Annotated in this window: 31 protein-coding genes and 1 tRNA gene; 10 read left to right on the top strand and 22 right to left on the bottom strand. The window is 63.0% G+C overall.

Annotated features, from left to right (window positions below; all coding sequences use genetic code 11):
* Positions 1-14 precede the first annotated feature (14 nt).
* The 3 genes from ACVPT3_RS15555 to ACVPT3_RS15545 form a co-directional block, all read right to left on the bottom strand.
* Positions 15-455, bottom strand: a complete 441-nt coding sequence (locus ACVPT3_RS15555) for a DUF350 domain-containing protein (RefSeq protein ID WP_492041743.1) — start codon at positions 453-455, stop codon at positions 15-17.
* A gap of 120 nt (positions 456-575) precedes the next feature.
* Positions 576-1736 (bottom strand): dual-specificity RNA methyltransferase RlmN, encoded by a 1161-nt coding sequence (rlmN, locus tag ACVPT3_RS15550; protein ID WP_492041742.1) that lies wholly within the window; start codon positions 1734-1736, stop codon positions 576-578.
* Between the two features lie 81 nt (positions 1737-1817).
* A complete protein-coding gene (locus ACVPT3_RS15545; protein ID WP_492041741.1) occupies positions 1818-2117 on the bottom strand; it encodes a DUF6356 family protein in 300 nt (99 codons plus the stop codon).
* A 144-nt stretch (positions 2118-2261) separates the two neighbouring features.
* Between ACVPT3_RS15545 and ACVPT3_RS15540 the strand changes: the two genes are divergently transcribed.
* Both ACVPT3_RS15540 and ACVPT3_RS15535 read left to right on the top strand, forming a co-directional pair.
* Positions 2262-3605, top strand: coding sequence for a trypsin-like peptidase domain-containing protein (locus tag ACVPT3_RS15540; protein WP_492041740.1), 1344 nt, complete (start codon positions 2262-2264; stop codon positions 3603-3605).
* Positions 3606-3987: 382 nt separating this feature from the next.
* A complete protein-coding gene (locus ACVPT3_RS15535) occupies positions 3988-4323 on the top strand; it encodes a DUF2794 domain-containing protein (RefSeq protein WP_492041739.1) in 336 nt (111 codons plus the stop codon).
* A 40-nt stretch (positions 4324-4363) separates the two neighbouring features.
* On the opposite strand, the gene ACVPT3_RS15530 is transcribed toward ACVPT3_RS15535, so the two are convergent.
* Positions 4364-4762, bottom strand: a complete 399-nt coding sequence (locus ACVPT3_RS15530) for a YkvA family protein (RefSeq protein WP_492041738.1) — start codon at positions 4760-4762, stop codon at positions 4364-4366.
* A gap of 55 nt (positions 4763-4817) precedes the next feature.
* On the opposite strand from ACVPT3_RS15530, the gene ACVPT3_RS15525 reads away from it, so the two are divergent.
* Positions 4818-5600: an SDR family NAD(P)-dependent oxidoreductase gene (locus tag ACVPT3_RS15525; RefSeq protein WP_492041737.1), complete on the top strand. Its 783-nt coding sequence runs from the start codon at positions 4818-4820 to the stop codon at positions 5598-5600.
* A gap of 254 nt (positions 5601-5854) precedes the next feature.
* A tRNA-Gly gene (locus tag ACVPT3_RS15520) sits at positions 5855-5929 on the top strand.
* Between the two features lie 265 nt (positions 5930-6194).
* Here ACVPT3_RS15520 and ACVPT3_RS15515 read toward each other — a convergent pair.
* The 7 genes from ACVPT3_RS15515 to ACVPT3_RS15485 form a co-directional block, all read right to left on the bottom strand.
* Complete coding sequence (locus ACVPT3_RS15515) at positions 6195-6440, bottom strand: sigma factor-like helix-turn-helix DNA-binding protein (RefSeq protein ID WP_492041736.1); 246 nt, start codon at positions 6438-6440, stop codon at positions 6195-6197.
* The gene (locus tag ACVPT3_RS15510) at positions 6437-6880 is read right to left on the bottom strand and encodes a HEPN domain-containing protein (protein ID WP_492041735.1); all 444 of its coding nucleotides are present in this window, start codon (positions 6878-6880) and stop codon (positions 6437-6439) included. Before ACVPT3_RS15510 ends, ACVPT3_RS15515 begins: the two co-directional genes overlap by 4 nt.
* The gene (locus ACVPT3_RS15505; RefSeq protein ID WP_492041734.1) at positions 6877-7248 is read right to left on the bottom strand and encodes a hypothetical protein; all 372 of its coding nucleotides are present in this window, start codon (positions 7246-7248) and stop codon (positions 6877-6879) included. Before ACVPT3_RS15505 ends, ACVPT3_RS15510 begins: the two co-directional genes overlap by 4 nt.
* A 722-nt stretch (positions 7249-7970) precedes the next feature.
* Positions 7971-8891: an ImmA/IrrE family metallo-endopeptidase gene (locus ACVPT3_RS15500; protein ID WP_438853236.1), complete on the bottom strand. Its 921-nt coding sequence runs from the start codon at positions 8889-8891 to the stop codon at positions 7971-7973.
* Between the two features lie 11 nt (positions 8892-8902).
* A complete protein-coding gene (locus ACVPT3_RS15495) occupies positions 8903-9388 on the bottom strand; it encodes a helix-turn-helix domain-containing protein (RefSeq protein ID WP_438853235.1) in 486 nt (161 codons plus the stop codon).
* 8 nt (positions 9389-9396) lie between these two features.
* Positions 9397-9999: a GNAT family N-acetyltransferase gene (locus ACVPT3_RS15490; RefSeq protein WP_438853234.1), complete on the bottom strand. Its 603-nt coding sequence runs from the start codon at positions 9997-9999 to the stop codon at positions 9397-9399.
* A gap of 3 nt (positions 10000-10002) precedes the next feature.
* Positions 10003-10209 (bottom strand): transcriptional regulator, encoded by a 207-nt coding sequence (locus tag ACVPT3_RS15485; RefSeq protein ID WP_438853233.1) that lies wholly within the window; start codon positions 10207-10209, stop codon positions 10003-10005.
* A 158-nt stretch (positions 10210-10367) separates the two neighbouring features.
* On the opposite strand from ACVPT3_RS15485, the gene ACVPT3_RS15480 reads away from it, so the two are divergent.
* From ACVPT3_RS15480 to dcd, 6 genes are all read left to right on the top strand, one after another.
* Positions 10368-11237, top strand: a complete 870-nt coding sequence (locus ACVPT3_RS15480) for a multiubiquitin domain-containing protein (protein ID WP_438853232.1) — start codon at positions 10368-10370, stop codon at positions 11235-11237.
* The gene (locus tag ACVPT3_RS15475) at positions 11234-12646 is read left to right on the top strand and encodes a ThiF family adenylyltransferase (RefSeq protein WP_438853231.1); all 1413 of its coding nucleotides are present in this window, start codon (positions 11234-11236) and stop codon (positions 12644-12646) included. The genes ACVPT3_RS15480 and ACVPT3_RS15475 overlap by 4 nt, the downstream gene beginning before the upstream one ends.
* On the top strand, positions 12646-13002 hold the full coding sequence (locus ACVPT3_RS15470; protein WP_438853230.1) for a ubiquitination-like system serine protease family protein: 357 nt from the start codon (positions 12646-12648) through the stop codon (positions 13000-13002). The genes ACVPT3_RS15475 and ACVPT3_RS15470 overlap by 1 nt, the downstream gene beginning before the upstream one ends.
* Before the next feature lie 84 nt (positions 13003-13086).
* A complete protein-coding gene (locus ACVPT3_RS15465; RefSeq protein WP_438853229.1) occupies positions 13087-13416 on the top strand; it encodes a hypothetical protein in 330 nt (109 codons plus the stop codon).
* The gene (locus ACVPT3_RS15460) at positions 13400-14443 is read left to right on the top strand and encodes a M48 family metalloprotease (RefSeq protein WP_438853228.1); all 1044 of its coding nucleotides are present in this window, start codon (positions 13400-13402) and stop codon (positions 14441-14443) included. Before ACVPT3_RS15465 ends, ACVPT3_RS15460 begins: the two co-directional genes overlap by 17 nt.
* A complete protein-coding gene (gene dcd, locus ACVPT3_RS15455; RefSeq protein WP_438853227.1) occupies positions 14440-15039 on the top strand; it encodes a dCTP deaminase in 600 nt (199 codons plus the stop codon). The genes ACVPT3_RS15460 and dcd overlap by 4 nt, the downstream gene beginning before the upstream one ends.
* Before the next feature lie 153 nt (positions 15040-15192).
* Here the strand turns inward: dcd and ACVPT3_RS15450 are convergent, their stop codons facing one another.
* The 11 genes from ACVPT3_RS15450 to ccmA all read right to left on the bottom strand — a co-directional run bounded on the left by ACVPT3_RS15450 (position 15193) and on the right by ccmA (position 23345).
* Complete coding sequence (locus tag ACVPT3_RS15450) at positions 15193-16122, bottom strand: hypothetical protein (RefSeq protein ID WP_438853225.1); 930 nt, start codon at positions 16120-16122, stop codon at positions 15193-15195.
* 110 nt (positions 16123-16232) lie between these two features.
* Complete coding sequence (locus ACVPT3_RS15445) at positions 16233-17534, bottom strand: tyrosine-type recombinase/integrase (protein WP_492041733.1); 1302 nt, start codon at positions 17532-17534, stop codon at positions 16233-16235.
* Between the two features lie 398 nt (positions 17535-17932).
* Positions 17933-18541, bottom strand: coding sequence for a cysteine hydrolase family protein (locus tag ACVPT3_RS15440; RefSeq protein ID WP_492041732.1), 609 nt, complete (start codon positions 18539-18541; stop codon positions 17933-17935).
* 29 nt (positions 18542-18570) lie between these two features.
* Complete coding sequence (locus ACVPT3_RS15435; protein WP_492041731.1) at positions 18571-18789, bottom strand: hypothetical protein; 219 nt, start codon at positions 18787-18789, stop codon at positions 18571-18573.
* Positions 18779-19303 (bottom strand): hemerythrin domain-containing protein, encoded by a 525-nt coding sequence (locus tag ACVPT3_RS15430; protein WP_492041730.1) that lies wholly within the window; start codon positions 19301-19303, stop codon positions 18779-18781. The genes ACVPT3_RS15435 and ACVPT3_RS15430 overlap by 11 nt, the downstream gene beginning before the upstream one ends.
* 358 nt (positions 19304-19661) lie before the next feature.
* Positions 19662-19883 carry a hypothetical protein gene (locus tag ACVPT3_RS15425; protein ID WP_492041729.1) on the bottom strand — a complete coding sequence of 74 codons (222 nt, stop codon included), beginning with the start codon at positions 19881-19883 and terminating at the stop codon, positions 19662-19664.
* 584 nt (positions 19884-20467) lie between these two features.
* Positions 20468-21028, bottom strand: coding sequence for a DsbE family thiol:disulfide interchange protein (locus tag ACVPT3_RS15420; protein WP_492041728.1), 561 nt, complete (start codon positions 21026-21028; stop codon positions 20468-20470).
* Entirely contained in the window at positions 21025-21243 is a 219-nt protein-coding gene (gene ccmD, locus ACVPT3_RS15415) for a heme exporter protein CcmD (protein ID WP_490334057.1), read from the bottom strand. Before ccmD ends, ACVPT3_RS15420 begins: the two co-directional genes overlap by 4 nt.
* Positions 21244-21963, bottom strand: a complete 720-nt coding sequence (gene ccmC / locus ACVPT3_RS15410; protein ID WP_492041727.1) for a heme ABC transporter permease CcmC — start codon at positions 21961-21963, stop codon at positions 21244-21246.
* A gap of 54 nt (positions 21964-22017) precedes the next feature.
* Positions 22018-22725: a heme exporter protein CcmB gene (ccmB, locus tag ACVPT3_RS15405; protein WP_492041726.1), complete on the bottom strand. Its 708-nt coding sequence runs from the start codon at positions 22723-22725 to the stop codon at positions 22018-22020.
* The gene (gene ccmA / locus ACVPT3_RS15400) at positions 22722-23345 is read right to left on the bottom strand and encodes a heme ABC exporter ATP-binding protein CcmA (RefSeq protein ID WP_492041725.1); all 624 of its coding nucleotides are present in this window, start codon (positions 23343-23345) and stop codon (positions 22722-22724) included. The genes ccmB and ccmA overlap by 4 nt, the downstream gene beginning before the upstream one ends.
* Positions 23346-23364: the final 19 nt, after the last annotated feature.

Raw genomic sequence — 23364 nt, 5'->3', positions numbered from 1 at the left:
GATCCGTTCGCCGCTCAGCCGGTCAGGGCGGCGGACAGGATCAGGGCGGTCGCCAGCTTGGCCCCGACCAGGACCACGGCCGCCGAAACCTCGCCGTCCTTGATCCGTTGCGGCAGGCCGTGCAGCATCAGGTCCACGACCCGGAAGGCCAGCAGTTGCAGCACCAGGGTCGCCACGCCCCAGATGGCGATGTCGCGCACCGAGGTCGAGACCGACAGGGACACCGCCAACGGAATGGCCAGCCCCACCAGAATTCCGGCGAAGGCCACGGCGGCGGCCGGATTGCCTTCGCGGATCAGGGCGATTTCCCGCCACGGCGTCAGCATGGCGTAGATGATCGCCCCCGCTGCGAGCAGCAGCAGGGTGACGGCCAGGTGCATGACCATGACCGGAAAGCCCGAGGCGAAAGCCTGCACCTCGGCGCTCGACAGGACGTTCGACAGTGAGGGGTCCATGTCCACACGCCTTGCCCGATTGTCGCCCTAATCCGCAAGCGCCCGGCGGACACACTGCGTGACATTATGTGTCGAACACGGGTCTCTACCTCTGTGGGAGGTGGCGCGGAGGCGGCGAGATTAGGCCGCCGCCTGCTCCGCCTTCCGGAGGGCGCTTGCGCGGACCTTCTCGCTCTCGGACTTCAGCTGGCCGCAGGCGGCCAGGATGTCGCGGCCGCGGGGGGTGCGGATAGGGCTGGCGTAACCGGCCTTGTTCAGGATGGCGGCGAAACGCTCGATCGTCTTCCAGTCCGAGCATTCGTATTCGACGCCCGGCCAGGGGTTGAACGGGATCAGGTTGATCTTGGCCGGTATGCCCTCGATCAGCTTCAGCAGGGCCCGCGCCTCTTCCGGGCTGTCGTTGACGCCCTTCAGCATGACGTATTCGAAGGTCACCCGGCGCGCGTTCGACAGGCCCGGATAGGCCCGGATGCCCGCCATCAGCTGGTCCAACGGATATTTCTTGTTCAGCGGCACCAGGACGTCGCGCAGGGCGTCGTTGGTGGCGTGCAGGCTGATGGCCAGCATGGCCGCCGTGCGCGTGCCCAGGGCGTCCAGTTGCGGCACCACGCCCGAGGTCGAGACGGTGATCCGGCGCCGCGACAGGGCGATGCCCTCATTGTCCGAGATGATGTCGATGGCGTCGGCGACGTGGTCCAGATTGTAGAGCGGCTCGCCCATGCCCATGAAGACGATGTTCGACAGGCGTCGGTCTTCCTTCGGCGACGGCCATTCCTCCAGGTCGTCGCGGGCGACCTGGACTTGGGCCACGATCTCGGCGGCGGTCAGATTGCGGACCAGCTTCTGGGTTCCGGTGTGGCAGAAGGTGCAGTTCAGGGTGCAGCCGACCTGGCTGGACACGCACAGGGCGCCGGCCCGGCCCACGTCGGGGATATAGACGGTCTCGATCTCGATGCCCGGGGCGGTGCGGATCAGCCATTTGCGGGTGCCGTCCTTGGACACCTGGCGTTCGACGATCTCGGGCCGGGCCAGGGTGAAATGTTCGGCCAGTTTCGCCTGCATGTCCTTGGCCACATTGCTCATGGCCGAAAACTCGGTGACGCCGTAGTGGTGGATCCAGCTCCACACCTGGCTGGCGCGCATCTTGGCCTTTTCGGGCGGACAGACGTTCGCGTCGATCAGGGCCTGGCGCAGGCCCGCGCGCGTCAGACCGGACAGGTTGACGGGAGTCTTGACGGCAGGCGCGTTCGAGACACGGGAAAGATCGAGCGTGATGCTCAAGGCGGCGATCCTGGATGCGGTTTAGCCGGCCTATATAGCACGAACCCCGGCAATTGCATGACCGGGTGGTTGGGGACGCGACTAGAGGCCCACGTCCCAGACACCGGCGTCGCGCATCCGGGTCAGTTTCGCCTCTTCCGCCCGGCCGCCCATCTCTTGGGCCATGCCGCGCACGGCGGTCGAGACGGTGGCCTTGTGAACGCCGGGAATCAGGGCGTGGGCGAAGGCGGCGCCGGCCAAGCGCAGCAGCCGGAAACCGAAGGCGGCCGAGGCGGCCATATGCTGGAAATAGGTCTCACCGACCTGGCGGGGGTGCTCGCGGAACAGGCGGTCGAAGGCCGTCGAGCCCGAATGGGCGCGGTCGATCGTCGTCTGGCTCATGCGGCGGCTCCGGCGGTTCGCGGACGTCGATGGTCACGCGGGAAGGGGCGCGACGCAAGTCCTCTTTGGCGAGAACCGACGCCACAGGACCATCGTCATAAGCGAGAACTCGGGCTAGGGTCGCGGCTCGATAAGGGAATCTCGATGACGCTTCGCTCAAAGGCCGCTTCTTCCATGGCCGTCGCGGCGGCCCTGCTGGCCTTCGCCGGCCCGGTCCTTGCGCAGTCCGGCCCCAGCTATCTGCCCTATGACGCGCGGCGCGGCGTGTTCAGCTTCGCCCCCGGTCTGGAAGGCTCCTTGCCCGCCGTGGTCCAGGTGACGACCCTGGGCCAGTCGCGCGGCCCCAGCTCGGACGCCGATGATCCCAAACCCTACGCCTCGGGCTCGGGCGTCATCGTCGACGCCGCCCAGGGCATATTGATCACCAACAACCACGTGGTCGAGAACGGGCGTAAATTCACCGTCGACCTGACCGACGGCCGGCTGTTCGACGCCGTCCTGGTCGGGGCGGACAAGGCCACCGACATCGCCGTGCTGAAGATCGTGCCCGACGGCCGGCCGCTGAACCTGAAACAGGTCCAGACAGTCGATTCCGACACATTGCGCACCGGCGACTTGGCCTTTGCGGTCGGCTATCCGCTGGGCCTGGACCAGACCCTGACCATGGGGGTCATCTCGGGCCTGAACCGTTCGGGCCTGGGCGACGCCGTCGAGGACTATATCCAGACCGACGCGGCCGTGAACTCGGGCAATTCGGGCGGGCCGCTGCTGGACAGTCGCGGACGGCTGATCGGCATCAACACCGCCATCCTGTCGGGCGGCATGGGCGGAGGCAATGACGGCATCGCCTTCGCTGTGCCGACCCGGATCATGCTGTATGTCGCCGACCAACTGCGGACCCAGGGCGCGGTCAAGCGCGGCGAGACCGGGGCCATCTTCGCCTCCCTGACCGCCGAGCGCGCCCGCGAGATGAGGCTGGGCATAGTGCGCGGCGCCGTGGTCGCCGACGTGGCGCCCGGCTCGCCGGCCGAGCAGGCGGGCCTGCGCGATGATGACGTGATCACCCGCATCCAAGGCCGCCCGGTGGCCAACGCCGGCTCGGTCAACGCCACGGTCGGCATAGCCGCGCCGGGGTCCAGTCTGGACGTGGTCTATCTGCGGGCCGGGCGCGAAGCCATGACCGCCCTGACGGTCGCGCCCCCGGTCGAGGGCGCGGTCCAGATCGGCGCGGATCGGGTGCTGGCCTATGGCGCGACGCTGCGCGATCTGGACGGCGAGGTTCAGGTCGTCGCCGTCGAGGGCGGCTCGGTGGCGGCCCAGGGCGAGTTGATCGCCGGCGACATCATCACTTCGGTCGGGGGGGCGCTGGTCGCCGACGCTCGCGGGGCGGCCGAGGCCCTGCGCGGATCGGCAGGCGCGGTCGCGGTCGAGGTGCGACGCAATGGCGATACGGTGACGGTGAACCTGGAAATCCTTCTCAAGGTCTGAGTCCAGAAAGGCTCCGGGGTCCAGAAAGGCTCTGGGGGCCGGAACGGGTCCGGACCGGGAGCCGACTGTGGCGCATCCGATCCGGACCTGGCTCCAGACAGCGAAACACCCGCCTTGCCTGGGAGGGGGAGGGGATCGGCAAGGCGGGCGCTCGCTTGGAGGAAGCATCGGCCGCCGGAGCCCTTTGTGGAAACATCCAGGGGGCTGGGGGGGCTGTTCAGGATCCGGACGCTTCCGAACTCCGACGAGCCGATGATCGGTATTTCGCCGCCCAAACGGGCGGGCGAAGGACCGAAACAGGGCCATTTGGTGTCGCTTACGTTTTCTTGCCCCCTCTAGCGCCCCCTCTGGCTTCTGGGGCGGCTTCGCCTAAGTTCAGATCATGAGCATGACCCCGCACGAGGCCCAGCCCCAGTCAGGTCCCGTCTTCTTCGAACGGCGCGAGCTGGACCTGATCCTGCGGGTCTATGGCCGCATGGTCGCCCAGGGGGAATGGCGCGACTACGCCATGGTCGGTCACAAGGAATTCGCCGAGTTCGCCGTCTTCCGACGCTCCGGCGACGCCCCTCTATACCGCATCGAGAAACGCCCGGCGCTCCAGGCGCGCCAGGGCCAGTGGGCGATCATCGGTGAAGGCGGCCAAATCCTCAAACGCGGCCGCGACCTGGTCCAGGCGCTACGGGTGTTCGACGGGCGGAAATTCCAGGTGATCGACTGAGAATCGTCTGTGGGGCTTGCGGGCGACCGGCGAGGGGCTGCTACTTGCCTTTCAGCCGCTCCACCGCGTCTTCCGCCTGATCCCGGTGGCGGCGTTTGATATTGGCCCCGAGGGTGGCGATGAGGGCGGCGATGACCGCCGCGTCGTCGGTGTAGCCGATGCCTGCGAAAATATCGGGAATGGCGTCGAGGGGCAGGACGAAATAGGCCAGGCCGGCGAAGATCATCCCCTTGGCCGGCAACGGTGTCGCCGGGTCGCGCGCCGCATACCAGGCCGCCAGGGCCTGGTCCGCGAACGGGATGCGCGCCGCCGTGCGCTGGATCTTGGGCCAGAAGCCCCGGGATACGCGCACCTCGTTGATCTTCACGACCGCTGGCGTCAGGGCCCTGGCGGGGTTCAGTGCGTCTTCGGGCGAGATGGGTTTGGCTTTGCCGGGCATGGCGGCTAAATCCTCAATCGAAACTCTGGTTCACTGAAACATAGGAACGAACGGGATGAAACTCGACAGCAGCATCGCCGCAGTCGTCACAGGCGGCGCCTCGGGCCTGGGCGAGGGCACGGCCCGCGCCATCGCGGCCACGGGCGCGAAGGTCGCCCTGTTCGACATGAACGCCGAGAAGGGCGAGGCGATCGCGGCCGAGATCGGCGGTGTCTTCTGTCCGGTGGACGTCACCGACGACGCCTCGGTCGCGGCCGGCTTCGAAAAGGCGCGGGCCGCCCACGGCCAGGAACGGCTGACCGTCAACTGCGCCGGCATTGCGACCGGCATGAAGACCGTCTCTCGCAAGAAGGACACCGGCGAGATCAAGGCCCACGACATGGCCCAGTTCGAACGCACCGTTCGGGTCAATCTGTTCGGCACCTTCCGCGTCCTGTCGCAGTCGGCGGCGGGGATGGTGACGCTGGAGCCCATGGCGGACGGCGAGCGCGGCCTGATCGTCAACACGGCCTCGGTGGCGGCCCAGGACGGGCAGATCGGCCAGGCGGCCTATTCGGCGTCCAAGGGCGGAGTCTACGCCATGACCCTGCCCGTCGCCCGCGACCTGGCCCAGGAAGGGGTGCGGTGCAACACCATCCTGCCCGGCATCATGTGGACGCCGATGATGGCCGGCATGGACCAGAAGATCCAGGACGCCCTGGCCGCCGCCATCCCCTTCCCCAGCCGCCTGGGCACGCCCGCCGACTATGCGTCGCTGGTGCTGGAGTTGGCGCGCAACGTCTATATCAACGGCGAGTGCATCCGGCTCGACGGGGCTATTCGCTTGGCGCCGCGCTGAGGCCCCATCCTTGTGAAGGAAGGGCGCTATGCTCGCGACGCGTTCCCGCCCTCGCGGCAATGACGAAGCTCGCTGCCTGAGCGCGAAGGCGCTCAGGCAGCGAGCGTGCAGGCGTTCCGGTAGGGGCAGTTTGCGCATGAATTCGGCTCAAGTCGCGCGAAGCGCGATAGCCGCAAAAAAGAGCTTGCAGGACCGATCAACCCTCCGCTATACGCCCCCTCCTCGACGGGGAGCGCACCTAGCTCCTACGGAGTGCGGGCGTAGCTCAGTGGTAGAGCACAACCTTGCCAAGGTTGGGGTCGAGAGTTCGAATCTCTTCGCCCGCTCCAGTCGAGACCAAGGTAGACAAGCAGTTAGCCTTCCCCTCCGGGGTCCCAAACTGCTTCCCAGTCACCCGAGCGACCCTCTGGGAAGCAAATGGGAAGCAGTGGGAAGCGCAAAATATCGCATCGTATAAAGCCACGGCGTAACTCCATTGCGTAGGGGTGATTTTGCGCGCGCGCTGACGAGCGTGCAAACAGAAAGCTCACAGGTTTGACGGCGAGGTCAGAGGCGCGTTGGCGGCCCGTCTGAAGGCGTTCGGTCGTTCTATGGTCAGGTGTCGTCGATGCCAGCCAGAGAGCGGTTCAGTAGGACCAAGGCCTCAGCGAGGTGCGCCTGCACGGCGACGGGCGACATATTCAAGTGCAGTCCAATCTCATCGTATCGCAGGCCCGCCATGCGATGGAGAAGAAATACATCTCGCGCCTCGGGTGGAAGTTCGGCGATGGCCTGAATTAGGGCCTGCCGTTCACCGGATGCCGGGCCGCGCCGTTTCCGTCGGACCTTCAGAGCGATCATCGACCGTTCCTTCCGTGGTGATGGACGATAGTCTCCAACCCGTCGAGAAGATCGCCAATGGCCTCGTCGGCCTCACGAGGCGGTATGGGCCAGGAGGGCTCTCCAAGGCCCCTGGAAAGCGCCCCTGAGGCGTAGAGTGGGGAAAGAACCTCAGCCATCTGTGCGATGCCTTCTGGGATGTCCTTCAAGCCAGCCATGCGGGCGCACCGGAGCGCCTTGGTGAGATCGTGTCTGAGGTGGATGCGGTTCCACTGGTCGGTGATGCCGCGATGAAGGAGGTAGGCCTTCAGGCCGAGTTCGATGGCGATGGCTACGTAGTAGGCGGATGACGACCCTTCCCGGCCCTTAGCCGCCTGCCCCATCTCGTGGAAGGCTCGCGCATTCCTGACGAAGGCGCGAGCGAGCGCCCTATCTGGCTCGCGGCGCCGCCGATTTCTCATGACGCCCTTCGGATCGCATCGAGGTCGCGAACCGCTCGCCTCAGTATCCCGTGGACCACCGCGTTCTCTTCGGGAGGACTTAGCCGCTCGGCAACGCGGAGGTTCGCCAACACGGCATCGAAGTCGCGACTCGGACTGGTAGGAATCTTGCGCAATGACCGAACAAGCCGTCGATGCAGGATGCGCAGGAGCGCCTCCAATTCGGACAGGCCGCTGGCATGTTGCGCGGCGTCCTTTTCAGCGTCCGTTAGGGCGAACCACCCTGGCTGCCGCTCCAGCCTACCATTCAGGTCGCACCACGCATCGAGGTAGCGATTGTGCTGGTCATCCAGAGCCAGCCAGTTTTGGTGCCAAGACTGAATCGACATTGAGCCCATTCCGTTGGTGAACCGGAGACATGCAGCCGCACGTCCCGTCAAAGACGTGACTGCATGACTCGGCGCGCGAGGTGTGTATTAGTCCATTAGTATCATGCATCACTCTAATAGTCAATCTAAAAGCGTCTTGTGCTTTACTTTTGGTGTCACGCCATGCTGACGGCCGCCCAAATCCGTGCCGCGAGGGCGCTTGTGGATTGGAGTGGGCCTCGGCTCGCGTCGGAAACGGGTTTGTCACTGCCGACCATTAGGCGGATGGAGAGCGCGCTGGGTCCTGGCCGAAGCGCTGCTGAGAACGTCAACGCAGTTCAAGTTGCGCTCGAACGTGCGGGAGTGACCTTCGTCCCCGCCGACGCTGGTGGCGGCCCTGGAGTCAGGCTGAAAGCCTAGCCCTCACCAAAGCGCATGATGGATCTCAGCCAGGGCAGGGGAGGACTGTCAGGGGTGGTCGCGGTACGCGGCCATCGCGTTAGCGACGGCGAAGCCGCCCTTGACCGGCCGACATCGACCTGGCGCGCTTACGCATGCGCTTCTGGTCGAAATAAGGTCCAGTTTCTTCAATATTTTCAGTGATATAGACGGAATGGCAAGGTGCGAGGGTGTGGCGCGCCTTGTCTTATGTGACTGAAAATAATGGCTGTTTTCGCCCCAACCCCCGCCCGCACCTTGCGGCTTTTATCTTGCCTAGTGGCTCTCATTGCTGGATCGGCTAATCAGAACCCGACGACCCGAGTATAGGGGCGTCTGTAAACACCCAGGGTTAGGCAGTCGTAGCTGTTGCAGAAGGTTTCGAAATGAAAGATCTGCCCGTCGCCATTCCGATCAGTTAGGACAATCTCGGCGGAGCCCAGCGGTCCAGCGCGTTGGCTCCCGCAGTAGCTGCTGACCGCACGATGCAACGTCTGAGTCTCGATGCTGTCGAAGGTGGCGGCGAAAGCTGGAGACTCGATGACATATCTGAACGGTGCCGAGGCGTCGAAACCGGCGGGCAAACGCTTCGGATGGGGACCAATCAGCCCGATCATCGGCATATCGGTGTGAGCGCCCTCGATGAACCGCCAAAAGGTCGTAGTGTAGGTGTTGCCAAACCCTCCCTTCAAGGATCGCACAGAATCGAGCGTCGGTGTTGAATCGTTCGCCGCCGATAGGAACCGGTCCTGTAAAAATAAGAGCTGCCCGGCTGTGTAGTTTGCCTCAGCCTCGATCTGAGCGTGGCAGCCGGGGGTTAGGGACTGCTCGTGATCGCCTAACATAAGGTCTGCATGCCAAGGCAAGATGCTGTGGCCGATCTCGTGCGCTTCATTCCACCGTTGTTTGGGGGTGGGCTGCGACTCGTCCAACAGGATTCGGCGGCGGTCAGGAAGATAAAGCGCTCGAAGATCGAACTTGCGGACCGCGTCGAGAAGGAGGGTCGGTCGTTCTATAATTTGGGCACCAGCGACCGCCAGCCGGCTGATTTTTTCTCGCAGGAAGCTGTCGTTGTTCGTGGAGTAGTATCCGCGATCAAGGCGTAGCAGTTCTCGGACATCTTCCAGCCTTAACGGGGGCTCGGGGTTGCCGAGCCCCCGTAAGACTTTGCTCACTTGGCTCTCAATATCCGTCGCCGTCGGGCGGCTTAGAAGAATGTTCCGCACGACGTAGTTTCCTATTGTTTCGCCAAATACGCGATAAACTCCTCAAGCGCGCGCTTTTCCTCCTTTGAGAGGTTCTGCACGGACTCGCCGGATCTTGCTGCAAAGCGCATGGCGTGCTCGTGCATGCCAGAATCGTTCGCCGCCGCGTTTCCTGACAACTGCAACAGAGCTTTGTTGGGTAAACCGAACGTCGAGGCAAGCTGGAATACTGTGCGCGGTTCAGCCCGATAATGAGCGTCACGTTCTATGTTTCGGATTTCAGCCACATCGATGCTGGCTTTTTCTGCCAGTTTTTCCATGGTGAGCCCGCTCTTCCGGCGCATACATTCGACAAGAGAGCCGAACGCAAACCGCGTTTCTAGATCTGTTTCGGGAGTCGACCGCGTTGCGGCCGTCTCTGGGGATGGGTCCCTTGCTAGCATGCCGGCGGCGATCTCGAGGTCACCTTCCAGCCTGGCTTTGCGCTCGAACCATTCCCTCGTGATATCGAGTTTCATGGTTGTTCCTAACTCGAGAACGACGTGGCTTGTTCTGGCGTCATCTCGAAGTATCTGAGGTTTTCGTAAGTGCCGTCGATCCCAAGATCTGTCATCTCACAGACTTGTCTGTAAAAATCTTCGGATTGCGGCAACGAGTGAAGACCGATCCGGCCGTGGAATTCTTCTTCGCGGCTTGCTTCGATTGCCGCGCGGATCAAGGCCGTACCAACTCCGCTAAAGTGGGGTTGCTGAACGATCGATGAGCGATTCCAAGGGGCCGTTTCTAGATAATCAACGTAAGCGAGTTGCTTGCCGACTTGCCCCGGAAGGCGGCACGTGACGGCTGTGTTGATCTGCATGAGGCCTTGTGTCCGGCCCTCACACACGATCGCGAATGTTCTGTACGCCAATAATCCCTGAATCCTGGCGACCTTGTCTCGCCAAACCCAGTGTCTGTTTTCAGGCAGGGGCTGACGTTGGTCGACGAGTTCGCGCAACCGCGTCAAAAGGACGGGCATCCATTCCTTTTCGACGCTGGCCAGATGGCCAGCATTGATGGTCTCGACCAGTTCGGCGGGCACCATTTCGCCCGTTCTTTTGTCCAGCAGAAGGATCGGATGCACGGTCACGGATTACAGCACCATCAGCTCGGCTTTTTCCTTCGTGGCGTCATCCTCGAAGAATAGCTTGCCGCCATGCTGCAGGCGGACATCGACCAGTTGATACAGTTTGAGGGCCTGCCGGAGGACAGCGGTCTTCGTCAGATCCTTCTTGCCGGACAGCTGCTCCAGCGCCTGCATCTCAGCATCCGTAAGATTGAGCGTCATTGTCTTCTTCATGGGGCCTCCTGTGGGGTGTGGGCGTCACAACATAGATCGGGACTGGAAAAAGTCAACAAAAAATACAGCGGTTGTAGCTATTGCGTAGCCAAGAAATAGCTACTATTTATGCATCCAACGCCTTAGCCGCCGTGGCTGGGGCTCTTGGAGCTAAAAATATGACCGACCATACTTTCCTTGCCGCCCCCGATGTCGCCCGCCCCGGCCATGACGTTCTGATCAATGACGCCATCCACCGCTTCCGTGATCCCGTCGTCACAGGCCAGCAATTGCTAGAAGCGGCGAGGCTCTTTCCGACCGATGAACATCTGGTCTTCCAGTATCTCGAGGACGGCCAGCTGGACGAGCTGCGCCTCGACGAAACCACCGATGTGCGACGTGAAGGTCTGGAGCGGTTCGTGACCTTCAAGAGTGATCGTTCGTTCCGGATCACTCTAGACGGCCGTCGCTTCGAATGGGGCCTGCCCTTCATTACCGGCCTGCAACTCAAGAAGCTGGCCGGTGTCGAGCCAGCTGGCTATGGCGTTTGGCTAGCCCAACGCGTCGGCGACGATAGACTGATTGGCAACGCCGAGCGTGTCGATCTCGAGGCGGAGGGCGTGGAGCGGTTCTTCACCGGCATCGACACCACGACGGAGGGTTCCGGTGAGGTGGTGCTGCCGCCCGAGGACCGTGACTATCTCATCAACTGCGGGATCGCTTTTGACGAGAGATCTGAGGCGGGGGCTAGGGCTGTTATCCTGAAGGGGTGGAGTCTGCCCCAGGGCCGGTTCACCGACGGGACTGCTGACATTCTCGTCATGCTACCGCCCGCATATCCCGACTGCGCTCCAGATATGTTCTATCTGTCACCGTGGGTTAAGCTGGCGGCGAGTAACCAGTATCCGGCCGCAGCGAATGTGCCGCATACGTTCGCGGGTCAGACTTGGCAGCGCTGGTCACGGCACAACAGCGCCTGGCGCCCCGGCGTCGACGGCATCTGGACGATGGTCCGTCGCATCGAACGCGCTTTGGAAATCGCAGCATGACCCGGGCGGATCTCGCAGCTCAGGAAGCGCATTTGCGCCTTTTGAAGGCAGAGTTGCTTCGTGCGGATGGCAAGGAACATGCCGCCTATGTCATCTTCGGTGTGTCGCGCATTGCTTCAGACCCGTTCACTGGCGAGGGTCGCGTGCGCTTGCTTATCAAGGATGTCTTGCCGGTCGAACGTGACGAGATCACATCCTCGGATGATCGGCACATCAGTTGGAAGACGAACAGGTTCGTCTCCTTGTTGGCCGAGGCCAGCCGTGCCGGGCACCAGGTGGGCATCGCTCACTCTCACCCCACAGGCCCTGCTGGCTTTTCTAGCCAGGATGACCGCAACGAAGCAGAACTGGCTAGGTTGGCGCAGAACCGCAACGGAGAGGACGCCTTGATGGTCAGCCTGCTTTTGTGCGGGACGGGGGAAATCCAGGGGCGGGTATGGACCTCGCCGGACAGTGTCATCGATCTCGAGGTCATCCGGTCCGTGAGCCAGAACTGGAGGTTCCACCGTCGCGAGGATGATGCGTGCCCGGAAGATCCGGCGATGGATCGGCAAGGTCTGGCTTTAGGCGTCAGCTTCAATCGAACGATGAAATCCCTACGGATCGGCGTCGTTGGGGCCGGGGGGACGGGGAGTCCGCTGCTCCAGCAACTTGGCCGGATGGGTGTCGGCCACCTAGCAATTTTCGATCCCGATCATGTGGAGCCGTCCAATCTAAATCGCCTGTATGGCGCGACCCATGCCGACGCCGCAAAGGGCGTCATGAAGGTGGAGGTCGCCGAACGCGAGATAGGTCGTATGGGCCTGGGAACGCAGGTGGCCACTTTTAACGAGTGGATCGGCGCTCCCGCATGTCGCGACGCCCTGAAGTCGATGGATATGATCTTCGGCTGCACGGACGATCACGACGGCCGGATACTCCTCAATAGACTCGCATACTATTATCTGATTCCAGTCATCGATCTCGGCCTAGCGTTGCGGGTAGCGGATCGCGAGGGTGAACGAGTACTAGAAGGCGATGGCCGCGTCACCGTTCTGGAGCCGGGGGCGTCGTGTCTGATCTGCCGTAGGATTGTGAATCCCGCCTTGGCTGCGGAAGAGGCATTGCGCCGGAACGATCCTGCGGAGTTCGATCGACGTAAGGCGGAGGCGTACGTCAGAGGGGAAGGTAATCCTGCGCCAGCCGTGGTGTCCTTCACCACTTCGGTGGCCACGATGGGTATTGAGGAGATGATCCAGCGCCTTCAGCAGTTCCGAGGAGGTGCAGGCGCAATCGCGAACCGCGTTCGCAAATTTGGTCAGGTCGAAGACTTCCGGCCCGGCGCGGCGCGTCAGCCTTGCAGAGTGTGCAACACGCCCACGATTGTCGGCGCAGGCGATGTTGTCCCGTTTTTAGGGCGGGCGGGCTGATGATAGGACATATGCTCGGAGCCGCGCTCCGCTGGATCAAGATGCAGCCGCAGCTTGATTTCCGGACCTGCCACGCGATTGATATGCCGCCACGCGAAGACTTGCCGAATGGAGCTCTAGTAATTGTCGGCGACAGGCGCGCACCGAAATGGGTGACCATACAGTGCCCTTGCCACTGCGGCACGCCGCTCCTGTTGTCCCTGAGCAAGGCGCGTCGGCCTCAGTGGTCCGTTAGAGTCGATTGGTGGGGCCGTCCTTCTCTTGAGCCTTCCGTTCGTCGCACCGATGGATGCCGGTGTCACTTCTGGCTGCGGAAGGGAAAAGTTCAATGGTGCGCTGATACTGGTCAGCCCTAAACTTTGACGCGCTCCAGAAAATGGTTTCGCTCTTGACTCGGCTGAGTCAAAATCCTGCTGATTCGGCGGGATTGGAGCGATATCATGTTTGCGGCGATGCCGAGCGACACCGACCGTGAACTCGAGTTCTTTCGGTTAGCGTTGCTGCTGATAGAAAGTGGTGCGGCCGAGGTCCCTGCTCCTCTGAGCCTGCATTTCGACAGCGTCCTTAAGCAAGCGCGTTTGCTACTAGCCAATCCGCAATCGATCTCACCTGAGGTCATTCCTCAAGCGGTTCACTTGGCCAATGATCTCAGAATGATCCACGGTCTAGACGACTCCCTTTCCAGCGTCTGCGGAATCAAAGACGTGAGCCAGGAAATCGCGCATAATGTGCTCCTGACCCTGGAGCCCAATTTTGCACCCGCAGACTGATCTCAGTCTTCTTCTTAAAAGCCTGTCGCAGCTCTCAAGGTCGCCCTATTTCAACAAGGGCCTTGAGGAGCATACGCGGACGCTGATTGACGTCGTTGAACACGTCCTGACGGCGTCTCCTAAATATGACGACGTCATCGTTCGGATGCTGGCAGACAAGGTGTGGCTGACCCATCGTTACCTGCAAGGTTCGACGACGAAGGAGTCGCCCTACGAGATCGAATACTGCCTACGCTTTGCGCTGGCGCAGTGGTTGCCATTCAAATGCTTGGTCACAACGGCGCTAACCGATGAGAAGGATTTTCATTTACAAATGGGAGATCCTTGGGAGTTTGTTGCGAAGACCATCACTCGGTTCGACAAGCCACTACCGGAAAGTCGTTTGGTATTTATTGGCGTGCCTCGCCTTTACAAGGATATGCCGCTCTTCTGTTGCGCACTATATCACGAACTCGGTCATTTCGTTGACGTGACTGGGAAGATAACAGCGGCGACACTTCTCTTGGACCCTATTCCAGAAGCCATTCCCGACAAGTTTCACGCTAACATCATCTGTCACCGGCGCGAGCATTTCGCCGATTTGTTCGCCGCCTGTTATGTTGGTTCCGCCATCGGTGACATGCTCCACTCTATCAGTCCGGATGCTGGAATCAGTGAAACCCATCCAGCGACCGCCAAACGTCTAGATGTCATACGGTCGTTCCTGGCCGACGAAGATTCTGAGATTGTTGGGGCATTCCAAACGGCTCTAACCCAACGGGGCTTTCCCCCACTGGCCAAAAGGTTCGAGATTCCAAATATCGAATCGTCCTTTGACGACATCCGTCCTTGTGTTCTGGTCGGCGAGCAGCAGTTGCACGGAATGTTTCCTGCTGGCTGGTCATATTTGGCCAAGGCTTTAAACGGTGACGGTGCGCCTTGGACAAAAGGAGCCAAGCCCGTTGAACTGACGAAAATTATCAACGACCTCGCTGAGAAATCTATCCGCAATGCGTCCATTCGTCAGCTATGGGCGGAATCAAAATGAGGCGTGAGGAGATACTCAAGCGGTTGGATGAGCCGGGTTCAACTGGACTCTGGATCGAACCGCTTTTGGATAAGGCGCAGATCGGGGAAATAACCATCGACCTCCGCCTGGGCTACGACTTCCTGGTATCAATAGTCACTCGACGCCCCTTTATCGGGGTTGCCAGCGGGGACGCTGGTTTCAGGCCGGTAGGGTCTTATTTTCAGCCAACACGACGGGAGTTGGGGGAGCGTTTTATCCTCTATCCGGACCAGATCGTTCTCACGACGACGCTAGAGTATGTTGCCTTGCCCGTGGACGTCTACGCTGACGTGCTCACACGCAGCAGTTATACGCGCTTGGGAATCGCCGTGAACACGATGATACAACCCGGCTATCGTGGCTGCTTTTCGGTCGAGCTCTTCAACCACGGCAACAACCCGGTGGAGTTGGTGGTGGGCGCAAAGATGTTCCAGATGCGACTAACCAAGATGGACGGGCCCGCCGCTTATGGCGGTGTGGAGCGCAAATATTTTGGAAACGTTCGGCCGACGCCCTCGCGTGCAGCTGATGAGGACGAAGTCCAGCGCTTGGCCAGGCTAGCCTCAGCCGATTGACCACATCGAGCTTAGCACTCGATGCCTGATAATCGCGATTCGACCAGATTTATCGATAACCGGGTCGCTGAGCCTTGAAACCTGACGATCTGCCCTCGATGCGTGGCTGGAGATCAAGTTTCGGATCAGAGACGCGTGTCGATCTCGGCGATGCTATGCGAAGAACACCCTGCGCGCCTCATCGTCGTGTAGATCAAACTTGGCGATATGGTTATGTCGATGGGCGACGGTATCGCTGAAGAGGGTAAATGGCAGCTCGTCGATCGAGATTTCGGCGACCACTGCAGCGAAATCCTTGTCATAGCAGTCAGCCAAAACCTTCAAATTGGTCGAGGGGAAGCTTTTCTTGAAGATGGTGTTGAAGGGTGGCTGAAAATACCGGATCAGCGCGGCCTCATAGAGAGTTGTTCGCTCCGCCTCGTCGGTACCAAAAAGCTTATCTAGGCCCATACGGATTCGCTCCGAGCCCTGAGATCGATTGGCAGCACGCGGATTGATCACCGTGATCGTGCTGTTCCCCGGCTGGATCTCGAGCATTAGCAGCGTCAGTCGATAGCCGGCAGGCACGCCCTGAAGCGCAATTTTCTGAAGCGTCTCGTGCTTACGAAGGCGATCCAGTGCGTTGCGGGAGCCTTCCTCACCGAAGGCTTGGCCAATATACAGGACCTTGAAATCAACCCCGGCCTCAAGTTTTAGGCGCATCCCGATTGTCACCTCGTCCGGGAAGCAACGGCGACCTTCTTCGTCCTCGCCCCACCAGCCTTGATCTGCGTCTCCCTTGAGGACCACGTTTGGCGGAATCGCCCAACGAAGATCGTGAATCTGGCCTCGAACGGACATGCTGGTTACCATGTTCGTGCCGTCCTGCGTCACCGCCTGAGTCTGAATGACCGGCGTAAGGCCCACTAGATAAATGTGGCAATCCTTGATCGAATCTCGGAGCGGTTCGAGGGCCGGTTGATCGTAGATTCCTTCGGCTGGCATTGTCGCATAGCTCAAGGCGTACATTAGAAGCGCATTCTCGACGTCGAAGGCCTTGCCGTCGAATGGCGACGTCGGTCGCTCAATTTGTGCCTCGCCCATGCGATACATCCAATTCAGTGTCTAGCCCGTGTCGGGGCGCTGGAAAGATGGGCCTAAACGTCGGGCAATCAAACTGCGATCAATCAACTCATTCGGACAGGCACCGACCATCACGCTCCCCTGTAAAGTCTAAGCTCGTGATACGCCTGCCCTGGTGTCGGCTGAGGCGGCAGAAGGTTTTCGTTCGATTGTCCACCTAGAATGGCGGCAATCTCGACTGACACCCTCTCGGCGGCGACCACCAAGGCGTAATCGAGATGGACGTAGCCCTGCGTCACGCCTCGCGGCGAGTGGCCCAATAGCCCTTTGATCGTCAGTTCTGAGAAGTTGAGGTTGCCCGCCACGCTGGCAAAGGTGTGGCGTAGAACGTGGGGTGTGACGTCGGTGAGGCCTGCGATGGCGCAAACCCGTTCCAGAACTCTCACGATCCCGATGAAATGCCCCTCGCCCCAATCCGCCGGGAAGACATAGGGTGATCCCGGCTGACGCGGCTGCGCCTCGATCAGGGCGACGGCGGCGGAGCCGATTACTCGGACCTGTGGTCCAGTCTTGGTGTCGGGGTAGGCGATATAGCCCTCCGGCCCATAGACCCAACGATGCTGGAGCCCGAGGATCTCCATGCGTCGCAACCCCGTCAGGAGGGCCAGACGTATCGTTGCCAGCCCCGTGGGGTGCTCGCCTTCCTTTTCCGCCTTCCGTAGGGCTTCACCCAGAAGCTTCAGCTCCGCGAAACTCAGCCGCCGCATCTTCGGCGTGCTGGCGATGAGCCGCACGCCTGCGGCGGGGTTCTTCTCGATCAGGCCGACGCGCGCGGCGTGGCCGAAGATGGAGCGTAGAGTGCCGACGGCGCGCGAAGCGACGCCGGGGCCGCCTGTGGTGGCGCCGCCTCGGTTTTTGCGCTTCTTGGCCGTTCGGCCGGCGACGATTGCGGACTGCATGCCCTCGATGTCCCAGACGGTCAGTCCCTTGATGGAGCGCGAGCCCAGGAGTGGTCGGATGTGGGTGTCGATCCGACTCTGGTCCATGTCCAAGGTCGCGGGCTTGATGGGGCGCCGTCGCCGTCCAAGGATACGACCCGACCGGGCGTGTTCCAGATACCAGTCGCAAAGCTCGCCGACCGTGAGGCCGTTGCGCATGGCGCGTCTTTCCTCCGACGGGTCTTCGCCGCGCGCGACAGCGGCGAGCTTCTGGCGGGCGAGGTCGCGGGCCTGGTGGACGGTCAATGCGCCGTGTTTGCCCAGGACCAGCCTTCGCGTCCGGCCCTCGGTGTTTCGGTACTGGACGAGGTAGGTCTTGGAGCCCGTCGCCCTGGCGCGGACGCCGAAGCCCCGCAACTCGCTGTCCCATTCGAAGATGTCTGGGCCGCCTTTGGCGTCGAGCGCCTCAATGATCCGTTTGGTGAGCTTTCCCATGTCCCGCTTCTTTCAATGACTGATGTTATCCGAAGTGCTTCCCAATTTTTGAGGCGGGGCTCTGGGAAGCACATGGGAAGCAGCAGAAGGGGTATTCGCCGGATATCCGGGCGAAGGACAGGGTGGGTCGTGTTGTTGATTAGCGCAACGATATCCGCCGGTTATCGTAGAATCGGCGGTAATTAGAAACCGTAGAGAAAACGCCGTTTTTCGATTGCCAAGGTTGGGGTCGAGAGTTCGAATCTCTTCGCCCGCTCCAAGTCGAGACTGACAAAATCAGGGGCCTGTCGTTCTCGGCAGGCCCCGATTTTTTTTTCCGACATACAGTGCTCCGACGGCCTGTCGGTGACTTCGCCTCGTCCTTCGGGCGATACTCCGACTGTGGCCCTCGCCGCGACCTAGGCGGGCCGCCAGGCCGACAGAATGGCGTCGACCTCCGCCGTCTCGATCTGCTGACCGTAGCGGCGGTGATACAGGGCGATGAGGCTGTCATGATCCTCGTCCGAGGAACTGCAAAGCGCATCCGTCGCGATGACGATGCGATAGCCCAGATCCACCGCCCCCAGCACCGTGGCCAGGACGCAGACGTCGGTTTCAGCGCCTGTCACCACTAGGGTGTCGACGCCGCTGCGGCGCAGGATGGCGTCGAGATCCGTGCCGGTCCACGGCGAGTAGAGGGTCTTGTCCAGAATCCACCCTGGCGGTGCGAACCGCTGTAGCTCGCAGGCCAGATCCACCATCGGCCCCCCCAACGCCTCCAGCGTCATAGAAGGCCAGCGATCCCAGTATTTGCGCCATGTCCCCCGACCTTCGCCGGGTCGCGCGGCGGGGATGAAGCGCGTGAAGCAGGTGCGCTCGGCGCGATTCTCGCACAGGCGCACGATCGCCGGCAAAACCCGTTCAGCCCAGGGAGTTTTCCATTCGGTGTCCTCGACGAACATCCTCTGCATGTCGATGCAGAGATGGATGGCCGAACCGGGTATATCGGCGTTCAGACCCTGAGCCACGGCGTCAGGCCCCCGAATCCCGGGTCAAGTCACGCATCCCTGTCTCCCGCGTCGGCGTTGGGCGACGAGGGTTCGACCTCATCGGGGGACGGTTTGGTCTGGGTGTCGGTGTGATGTTCGATGCGGCCGCTCTCGACCTCGGCGCGGGAGAAGACCTCTTCCTGACCAGCCTCCAGCAACTGGTCTTCCGGTCCGCCCAGGCCGCCTTGGGCGAGCCCTGATCGGTTTGCCTCAGCCTCAGCCGACATAGCGTTGATACTCTTCGGTATAGCGGGCGGTCAGTCGGTCCTGGTGCTCGCCATGCGCCTTGAGGTGAAGGAACCAGCCGTTCTCCTCCTCGAACATGTGGGTCAGCACCGCGCCCTCGATATGGCCCCACTTGTCGAGCCAGGCCTCGGAGGAAGGGGCGATGTTCTCAAGTTCGGCCATCTGCATCTTGGCCGTAGTCTGCTCCGAATAGGCGGCGCCTGCCTGGAGCTTGTGACCATTCTGCGCCATGGCGGGGTACAGAACGATCTCCTCGGCCAGGGAATGACCATTCAAGACCAGGCCCAGACTCTGCATCGCCGCTTTGCGGTCCGCTGCGGTTTTCGCGGTTCGTCCTTCGGCGAAGGCGTCGCGGATCAGGTCGTGATGATCGAGCGCGAGCGACAACCAGTCGTCGGGCTGGGCGGCGGCCCTGGCCTTTTCGGTGGCCTCGCGACGGTGTTCTTCGGATGGTTGCGGGGTGATGGCGGCCAGCGCCTTGTCGATGACGGACATGAATCCTCCGGGGTTGGTTTCTCAGCGCAGAAGCCGGTCTCGCGTTCCTGTGTCTGAAAGCGAACCTGTCTCAGGTCGGCTGGCGGCCGGCTAAACGCGCGTGGAGGTGTCGCCGGCGCCGTTGTCCTGCGGCCTGCATCTTGACCGACGGCAAAAGGCCATGGCGTTTAAATGGACTAGTCGCTTGCTCCGGCAGCGCGTTTTTAACGCAGCGGTCAGCTGCTGCTTGCCGATCTGCGTGAGCTGCGACAGGCTGCGCGGTTGAGGCTGGACGAGGGCGTAGATCGATCTGGAGCGCGCCCGCCGCCCCATGACGCCGACCTCGCCCATCTGAAATCGGCGGCCTGCTTCTATCTTGTCATTCAAGCGGAATGATGAAGACGCCGTCGTAGCCCGCGAGACCGTCCGAGCGGGGCAGGGCCACGAACTCCTCACCGGCGCTGTTGAGCGCGTACCGCACCAGAGCGTCGAAGACCGCACCGTCCGCCCTGGCCGTTTTCAGTATGGCGAAACCGGCGTCGTGGGGTTCGACACGATAGTGGTCGCTGTTTTGTCTCAGCTGCCTAAGCGACAAGCGCATGGTCCCCAGCTCCGTTTCGGTCGCCGATCGATCAACGATAGGCGAGTTCCGTTCCTCCGGCTACAACATGGGTTAGGTCGTGGGTTCACAAAACGCTGAGCCACAGGCGCGATCAGGACGGCGGCGGGAATTCGCCGGCCACGCCTCTCGACTTGTCGGGCGGCGGCAGCGCCAGACAAGCCGCTACTCCGCCTCGTGCAGGGCGTATTGCGTTGTCCCCAGGTTGGTTTGAACCCTTGAAGCGTCCTTGGCGGCTGCGGCGGGACCGATCAGACCCTGATGTCGAGATAGGAGCCGGGTCGCATGATCCTGGGCTCCTCGCGCTCGGGCGCGGCCGATGAGGCTTCGACGGGCCGGGCCGGGGTTGCGGTGCGGATCGTCGACATGACGGCCGCCGCCGGCAGTGCGGCTTGAGCTTGGGCCTGGTCCAAAGCCGCACGGAAGAACGCGGCCTGGGGGCTGCGCGCGTTTGACGGAGCGACCCCTTGGGAGGACGGCGAAAGCGGCAGATCGGGGCGAATCACGCTCATGCCGTATGGTTAACATATACGGTCTAAAAAGAGTTAACGCCCGTCATCGGCCCCTCATCTGGTTGTCGGCGGCGGTCTCGGCGGGGCCTGCATAGAGGCCACCAGACGGTCGATATCCGCGTCGTTCAGCAGGAGGCCGGACTGTTTGGCGGTGATCCGGCCCATGGCGTCGACGGCGAAGGTCTCGGGCACGCCGGAGATGCCCAGGTCCAGACCGGCCCGACCCTCGCGGTCCACCAGAACCAGGGAATAGGGATCGCCCAACTCGTCCAAGAAGGCGCGGGTGGCGAACGGCTCGTCCTTATAGGCCACGCCGACGACGGCGATCCCCCGCGCCTTCAACGCCAGAAGCTTGGGATGTTCGATCCGGCACGGCGCGCACCAGGAGGCGAAGACATTGACCAGCATGGGTCGGCCCACGCCCGCCGTCTTGAGGTCCAGATTGCCGGGTCCGGCGGTGTCGCCGGTGAGCATGGGCAGCACCGTTTCGGGGATCGGCTGGCCGACCATGGCGTCGGGCTTGAAGGCGGGATCGCGTTTCAGCGACCAGCCGATGAACAGGGCGGCGAGCGCAGCCATCACGACCAGGGGCAGGAGGGCCAGCCAGCGGTTCATTCTTTTGGCCCTACCGCGCTTTGCGCTACTTGAGGGCGATTGGAGTCTGCGGCGTCTGATGTCGCGCTCTGGTCTTTTTCCAGACGCTCGAGTTCGCGCTTCCATTTGCGCGAGGCGACGACGGCGCGGGCGGTCAGGGCGATCAGCACCAGGGCGCTGACGCCCCAGGCGGGCCAGACGAAGGCGGCGTAGGGGGTCATGTCGAGGTCGAGCATCTAAGCCTCCAGCGCCTTTCGGGCGCGCAGGGTCAGGACGCGGCGACGGCGGACCTCGGTGCGGATCGCTGTCAGCCACAGGGCCGCGAACAGAACCCCATAGGCCGCCAGCATGGTCAGGAAGGGCGGCAGATAGACGGGGTCCAGGCCTGAGGACCCAGGGGTCAGGAAGCTGGCCGGCTGGTGCAGGGTGTTCCACCAGTCGACCGAGAACTTGACGATGGGCAGGTTGATCAGGCCGACCAGACCCAGGACGGCGGCGGCGCGGGCGCCCTTCTGCTCGTCGTCGATCGAGGCCCGCAGCGCCATATAGCCGAGGTAGAAGAGGAACAGGACCAGCACGCTGGTCAGGCGTGCGTCCCACACCCACCAGGTCCCCCACATGGGCTGGCCCCACAGGGAGCCGGTAAACAGGGCCAGGGCCGTGAAGGCGGCGCCGGGCAGGGCGGCGGCGCGGGCGGCGGCGTCGGCCAGGGCGTGGCGGAACACCAGGGCGAAGAAGCTTGAGACCCCCAGGGCCGAATAGGCGCCCAGGCCCCAGACGGCGGCGGGCACATGGACGAACATGATCCGCACCGTGTCGCCCTGCTGATAGTCGGCGGGGACGGTGAAGCTGAGCCAGGTTCCGACGGCCAGCAGCACGGCCGCGACCGCCCAGAGGACGGGCGTCAGCGGGCCGGTGAAGGCCATGAAACGCTGCGGGTTGGACAGGCCGAACATGGCGTCAGCGATTACGCGGCGTCGGGACGGCGGGCAAGCGGCGGATCGCGGCGGTCATCCCTGGGCGTTCCTGACCGCCGCCGCCCCGGCGAAGGCGGCGACGACGCCCGCGAACAGGACATAGGCGCCCAGGAAGGCCAGGGCCGGGGCGGGCGACTGGCCCGAGGCGGCGCGTTCCAGCGCCCCGGCGCCGAACACCACGGGGGGAATGAACAGGGGCAGGACCACGACGGCGATCAGCAGGCCGCCGCGTTTCGCCCCAAGGGCCAGGGCCGCGCCCAGGGTTCCTGTACAGGCGAAGCCCGCCCCGCCGATCAGGGCCGAAAGGGCGGTGAGCGGGATCAAAGCCGGCGGCAGGCCCAGGGCCAGGGCGGCGACCGGCGCGGTCAGGGCCAGGGGCAGGCCGACAGCGATCCACTGGGCCAGGGCCTTGATCAGCACCACCGATTCCAGCGGCAGATGGCCGAGCGCCAACAGGTCCAGCGCCCCATCCTCCAGATCCCGCTCGAACAGCCGCTCCAGCGACAGCAGCGAGGCCAGGGCCAGGGCCAGCCAGGCGATCCCGCCGGCGACGGGCGAAAGCGTGCGCGGATCGCCGCCCACCGCCAGGGGCAGGACGGCGGTCAGACAGGCGAAGAAGCCGCAGGCCAGCAAGGGGCCGCCCCCGCCGCTCCAGGCCAGGTCCAGCTCCCGCTCCAACAGCACGCGCGTCGCGCCGCGCAGGCCGGGCGGGCGGGGTTCGGCGTCTATCTGACGGCTCACGTCAGGCCTCCCAGGTCCAGAGTGCGGGCCGGGAGGGGCAGGGGGTCGTGGACGGCGGCGAGGATCAGGCCGTCGGCGTCGAGATGGCGGCGCATCTGGTCGGCGAAGACCGCGCGCCAGCGGGCGTCCAGCGGGGCCATCGGCTCGTCCAGCAGCCACAGGGCGCGCGGCGATCCGACCAGCCGGCCCATGGCCAGGCGGCGGCGTTGACCAGCGGACAGGCGGCGGACTTCAAGGTCCAGCAGGGGAGCGAGGCCGAAAGCCTGGACCGCATCGTCCATGCCGCACTGGACATGACCCAGCCAGTCGCACTGGAAGCCCAGTTCTTCGCGCGCCGTTCGGCTGGTCTTCAGTCCGTCCTGGTGGCCGAGGAAATGGGTTTCGCGGCCGCGCGCCAGACGCTCGTCCAGCGGATTGCCGTCGCCGTCGTGGAAGGCGACATCGCCGGCGTCGGGGCGCAGCAGGCCGGCGATGGTGCGCAGCAGACTGGTCTTGCCCGCGCCGTTGGCGCCCGTCAGCACCACGGCTTCTCCGGCCTGAAGGCGCAGGTCGAGGCCCTGGAACAGGAGGCGCTCGCCGCGTGAGACGGTGAGGTTGGACAGGGAGAGGGTGTGGATCATGACGGCGACACTCTCCCTC

The organism is Brevundimonas sp. FV1ps31S, from assembly GCF_058681265.1.
This window is presented reverse-complemented; position numbering and strand designations above follow the sequence as displayed.

What these genes read in the sequence shown, in the direction of transcription:
- ACVPT3_RS15425 (WP_492041729.1), bottom strand. Translation starts at nt 19,883, where the DNA reads ATGCGCTTGTCGCTTAGGCAGCTGAGACAAAACAGCGACCACTATCGT.
- ACVPT3_RS15465 (WP_438853229.1), top strand. Translation starts at nt 13,087, where the DNA reads ATGTTTGCGGCGATGCCGAGCGACACCGACCGTGAACTCGAGTTCTTT.
- ACVPT3_RS15435 (WP_492041731.1), bottom strand. Translation starts at nt 18,789, where the DNA reads ATGTCGGCTGAGGCTGAGGCAAACCGATCAGGGCTCGCCCAAGGCGGC.
- ACVPT3_RS15485 (WP_438853233.1), bottom strand. Translation starts at nt 10,209, where the DNA reads ATGAAGAAGACAATGACGCTCAATCTTACGGATGCTGAGATGCAGGCG.
- dcd (WP_438853227.1), top strand. Translation starts at nt 14,440, where the DNA reads ATGAGGCGTGAGGAGATACTCAAGCGGTTGGATGAGCCGGGTTCAACT.
- ACVPT3_RS15525 (WP_492041737.1), top strand. Translation starts at nt 4,818, where the DNA reads ATGAAACTCGACAGCAGCATCGCCGCAGTCGTCACAGGCGGCGCCTCG.
- ACVPT3_RS15540 (WP_492041740.1), top strand. Translation starts at nt 2,262, where the DNA reads ATGACGCTTCGCTCAAAGGCCGCTTCTTCCATGGCCGTCGCGGCGGCC.
- ACVPT3_RS15555 (WP_492041743.1), bottom strand. Translation starts at nt 455, where the DNA reads ATGGACCCCTCACTGTCGAACGTCCTGTCGAGCGCCGAGGTGCAGGCT.
- ACVPT3_RS15545 (WP_492041741.1), bottom strand. Translation starts at nt 2,117, where the DNA reads ATGAGCCAGACGACGATCGACCGCGCCCATTCGGGCTCGACGGCCTTC.
- ACVPT3_RS15445 (WP_492041733.1), bottom strand. Translation starts at nt 17,534, where the DNA reads ATGGGAAAGCTCACCAAACGGATCATTGAGGCGCTCGACGCCAAAGGC.
- ACVPT3_RS15530 (WP_492041738.1), bottom strand. Translation starts at nt 4,762, where the DNA reads ATGCCCGGCAAAGCCAAACCCATCTCGCCCGAAGACGCACTGAACCCC.
- ACVPT3_RS15420 (WP_492041728.1), bottom strand. Translation starts at nt 21,028, where the DNA reads ATGAACCGCTGGCTGGCCCTCCTGCCCCTGGTCGTGATGGCTGCGCTC.
- ACVPT3_RS15510 (WP_492041735.1), bottom strand. Translation starts at nt 6,880, where the DNA reads ATGAGAAATCGGCGGCGCCGCGAGCCAGATAGGGCGCTCGCTCGCGCC.
- ccmC (WP_492041727.1), bottom strand. Translation starts at nt 21,963, where the DNA reads ATGTTCGGCCTGTCCAACCCGCAGCGTTTCATGGCCTTCACCGGCCCG.
- ACVPT3_RS15475 (WP_438853231.1), top strand. Translation starts at nt 11,234, where the DNA reads ATGACCCGGGCGGATCTCGCAGCTCAGGAAGCGCATTTGCGCCTTTTG.
- ACVPT3_RS15470 (WP_438853230.1), top strand. Translation starts at nt 12,646, where the DNA reads ATGATAGGACATATGCTCGGAGCCGCGCTCCGCTGGATCAAGATGCAG.
- ccmA (WP_492041725.1), bottom strand. Translation starts at nt 23,345, where the DNA reads ATGATCCACACCCTCTCCCTGTCCAACCTCACCGTCTCACGCGGCGAG.
- ACVPT3_RS15430 (WP_492041730.1), bottom strand. Translation starts at nt 19,303, where the DNA reads ATGTCCGTCATCGACAAGGCGCTGGCCGCCATCACCCCGCAACCATCC.
- ACVPT3_RS15505 (WP_492041734.1), bottom strand. Translation starts at nt 7,248, where the DNA reads ATGTCGATTCAGTCTTGGCACCAAAACTGGCTGGCTCTGGATGACCAG.
- ACVPT3_RS15495 (WP_438853235.1), bottom strand. Translation starts at nt 9,388, where the DNA reads ATGAAACTCGATATCACGAGGGAATGGTTCGAGCGCAAAGCCAGGCTG.
- ACVPT3_RS15450 (WP_438853225.1), bottom strand. Translation starts at nt 16,122, where the DNA reads ATGGGCGAGGCACAAATTGAGCGACCGACGTCGCCATTCGACGGCAAG.
- ACVPT3_RS15480 (WP_438853232.1), top strand. Translation starts at nt 10,368, where the DNA reads ATGACCGACCATACTTTCCTTGCCGCCCCCGATGTCGCCCGCCCCGGC.
- ACVPT3_RS15515 (WP_492041736.1), bottom strand. Translation starts at nt 6,440, where the DNA reads ATGATCGCTCTGAAGGTCCGACGGAAACGGCGCGGCCCGGCATCCGGT.
- ccmD (WP_490334057.1), bottom strand. Translation starts at nt 21,243, where the DNA reads ATGCTCGACCTCGACATGACCCCCTACGCCGCCTTCGTCTGGCCCGCC.
- ACVPT3_RS15535 (WP_492041739.1), top strand. Translation starts at nt 3,988, where the DNA reads ATGAGCATGACCCCGCACGAGGCCCAGCCCCAGTCAGGTCCCGTCTTC.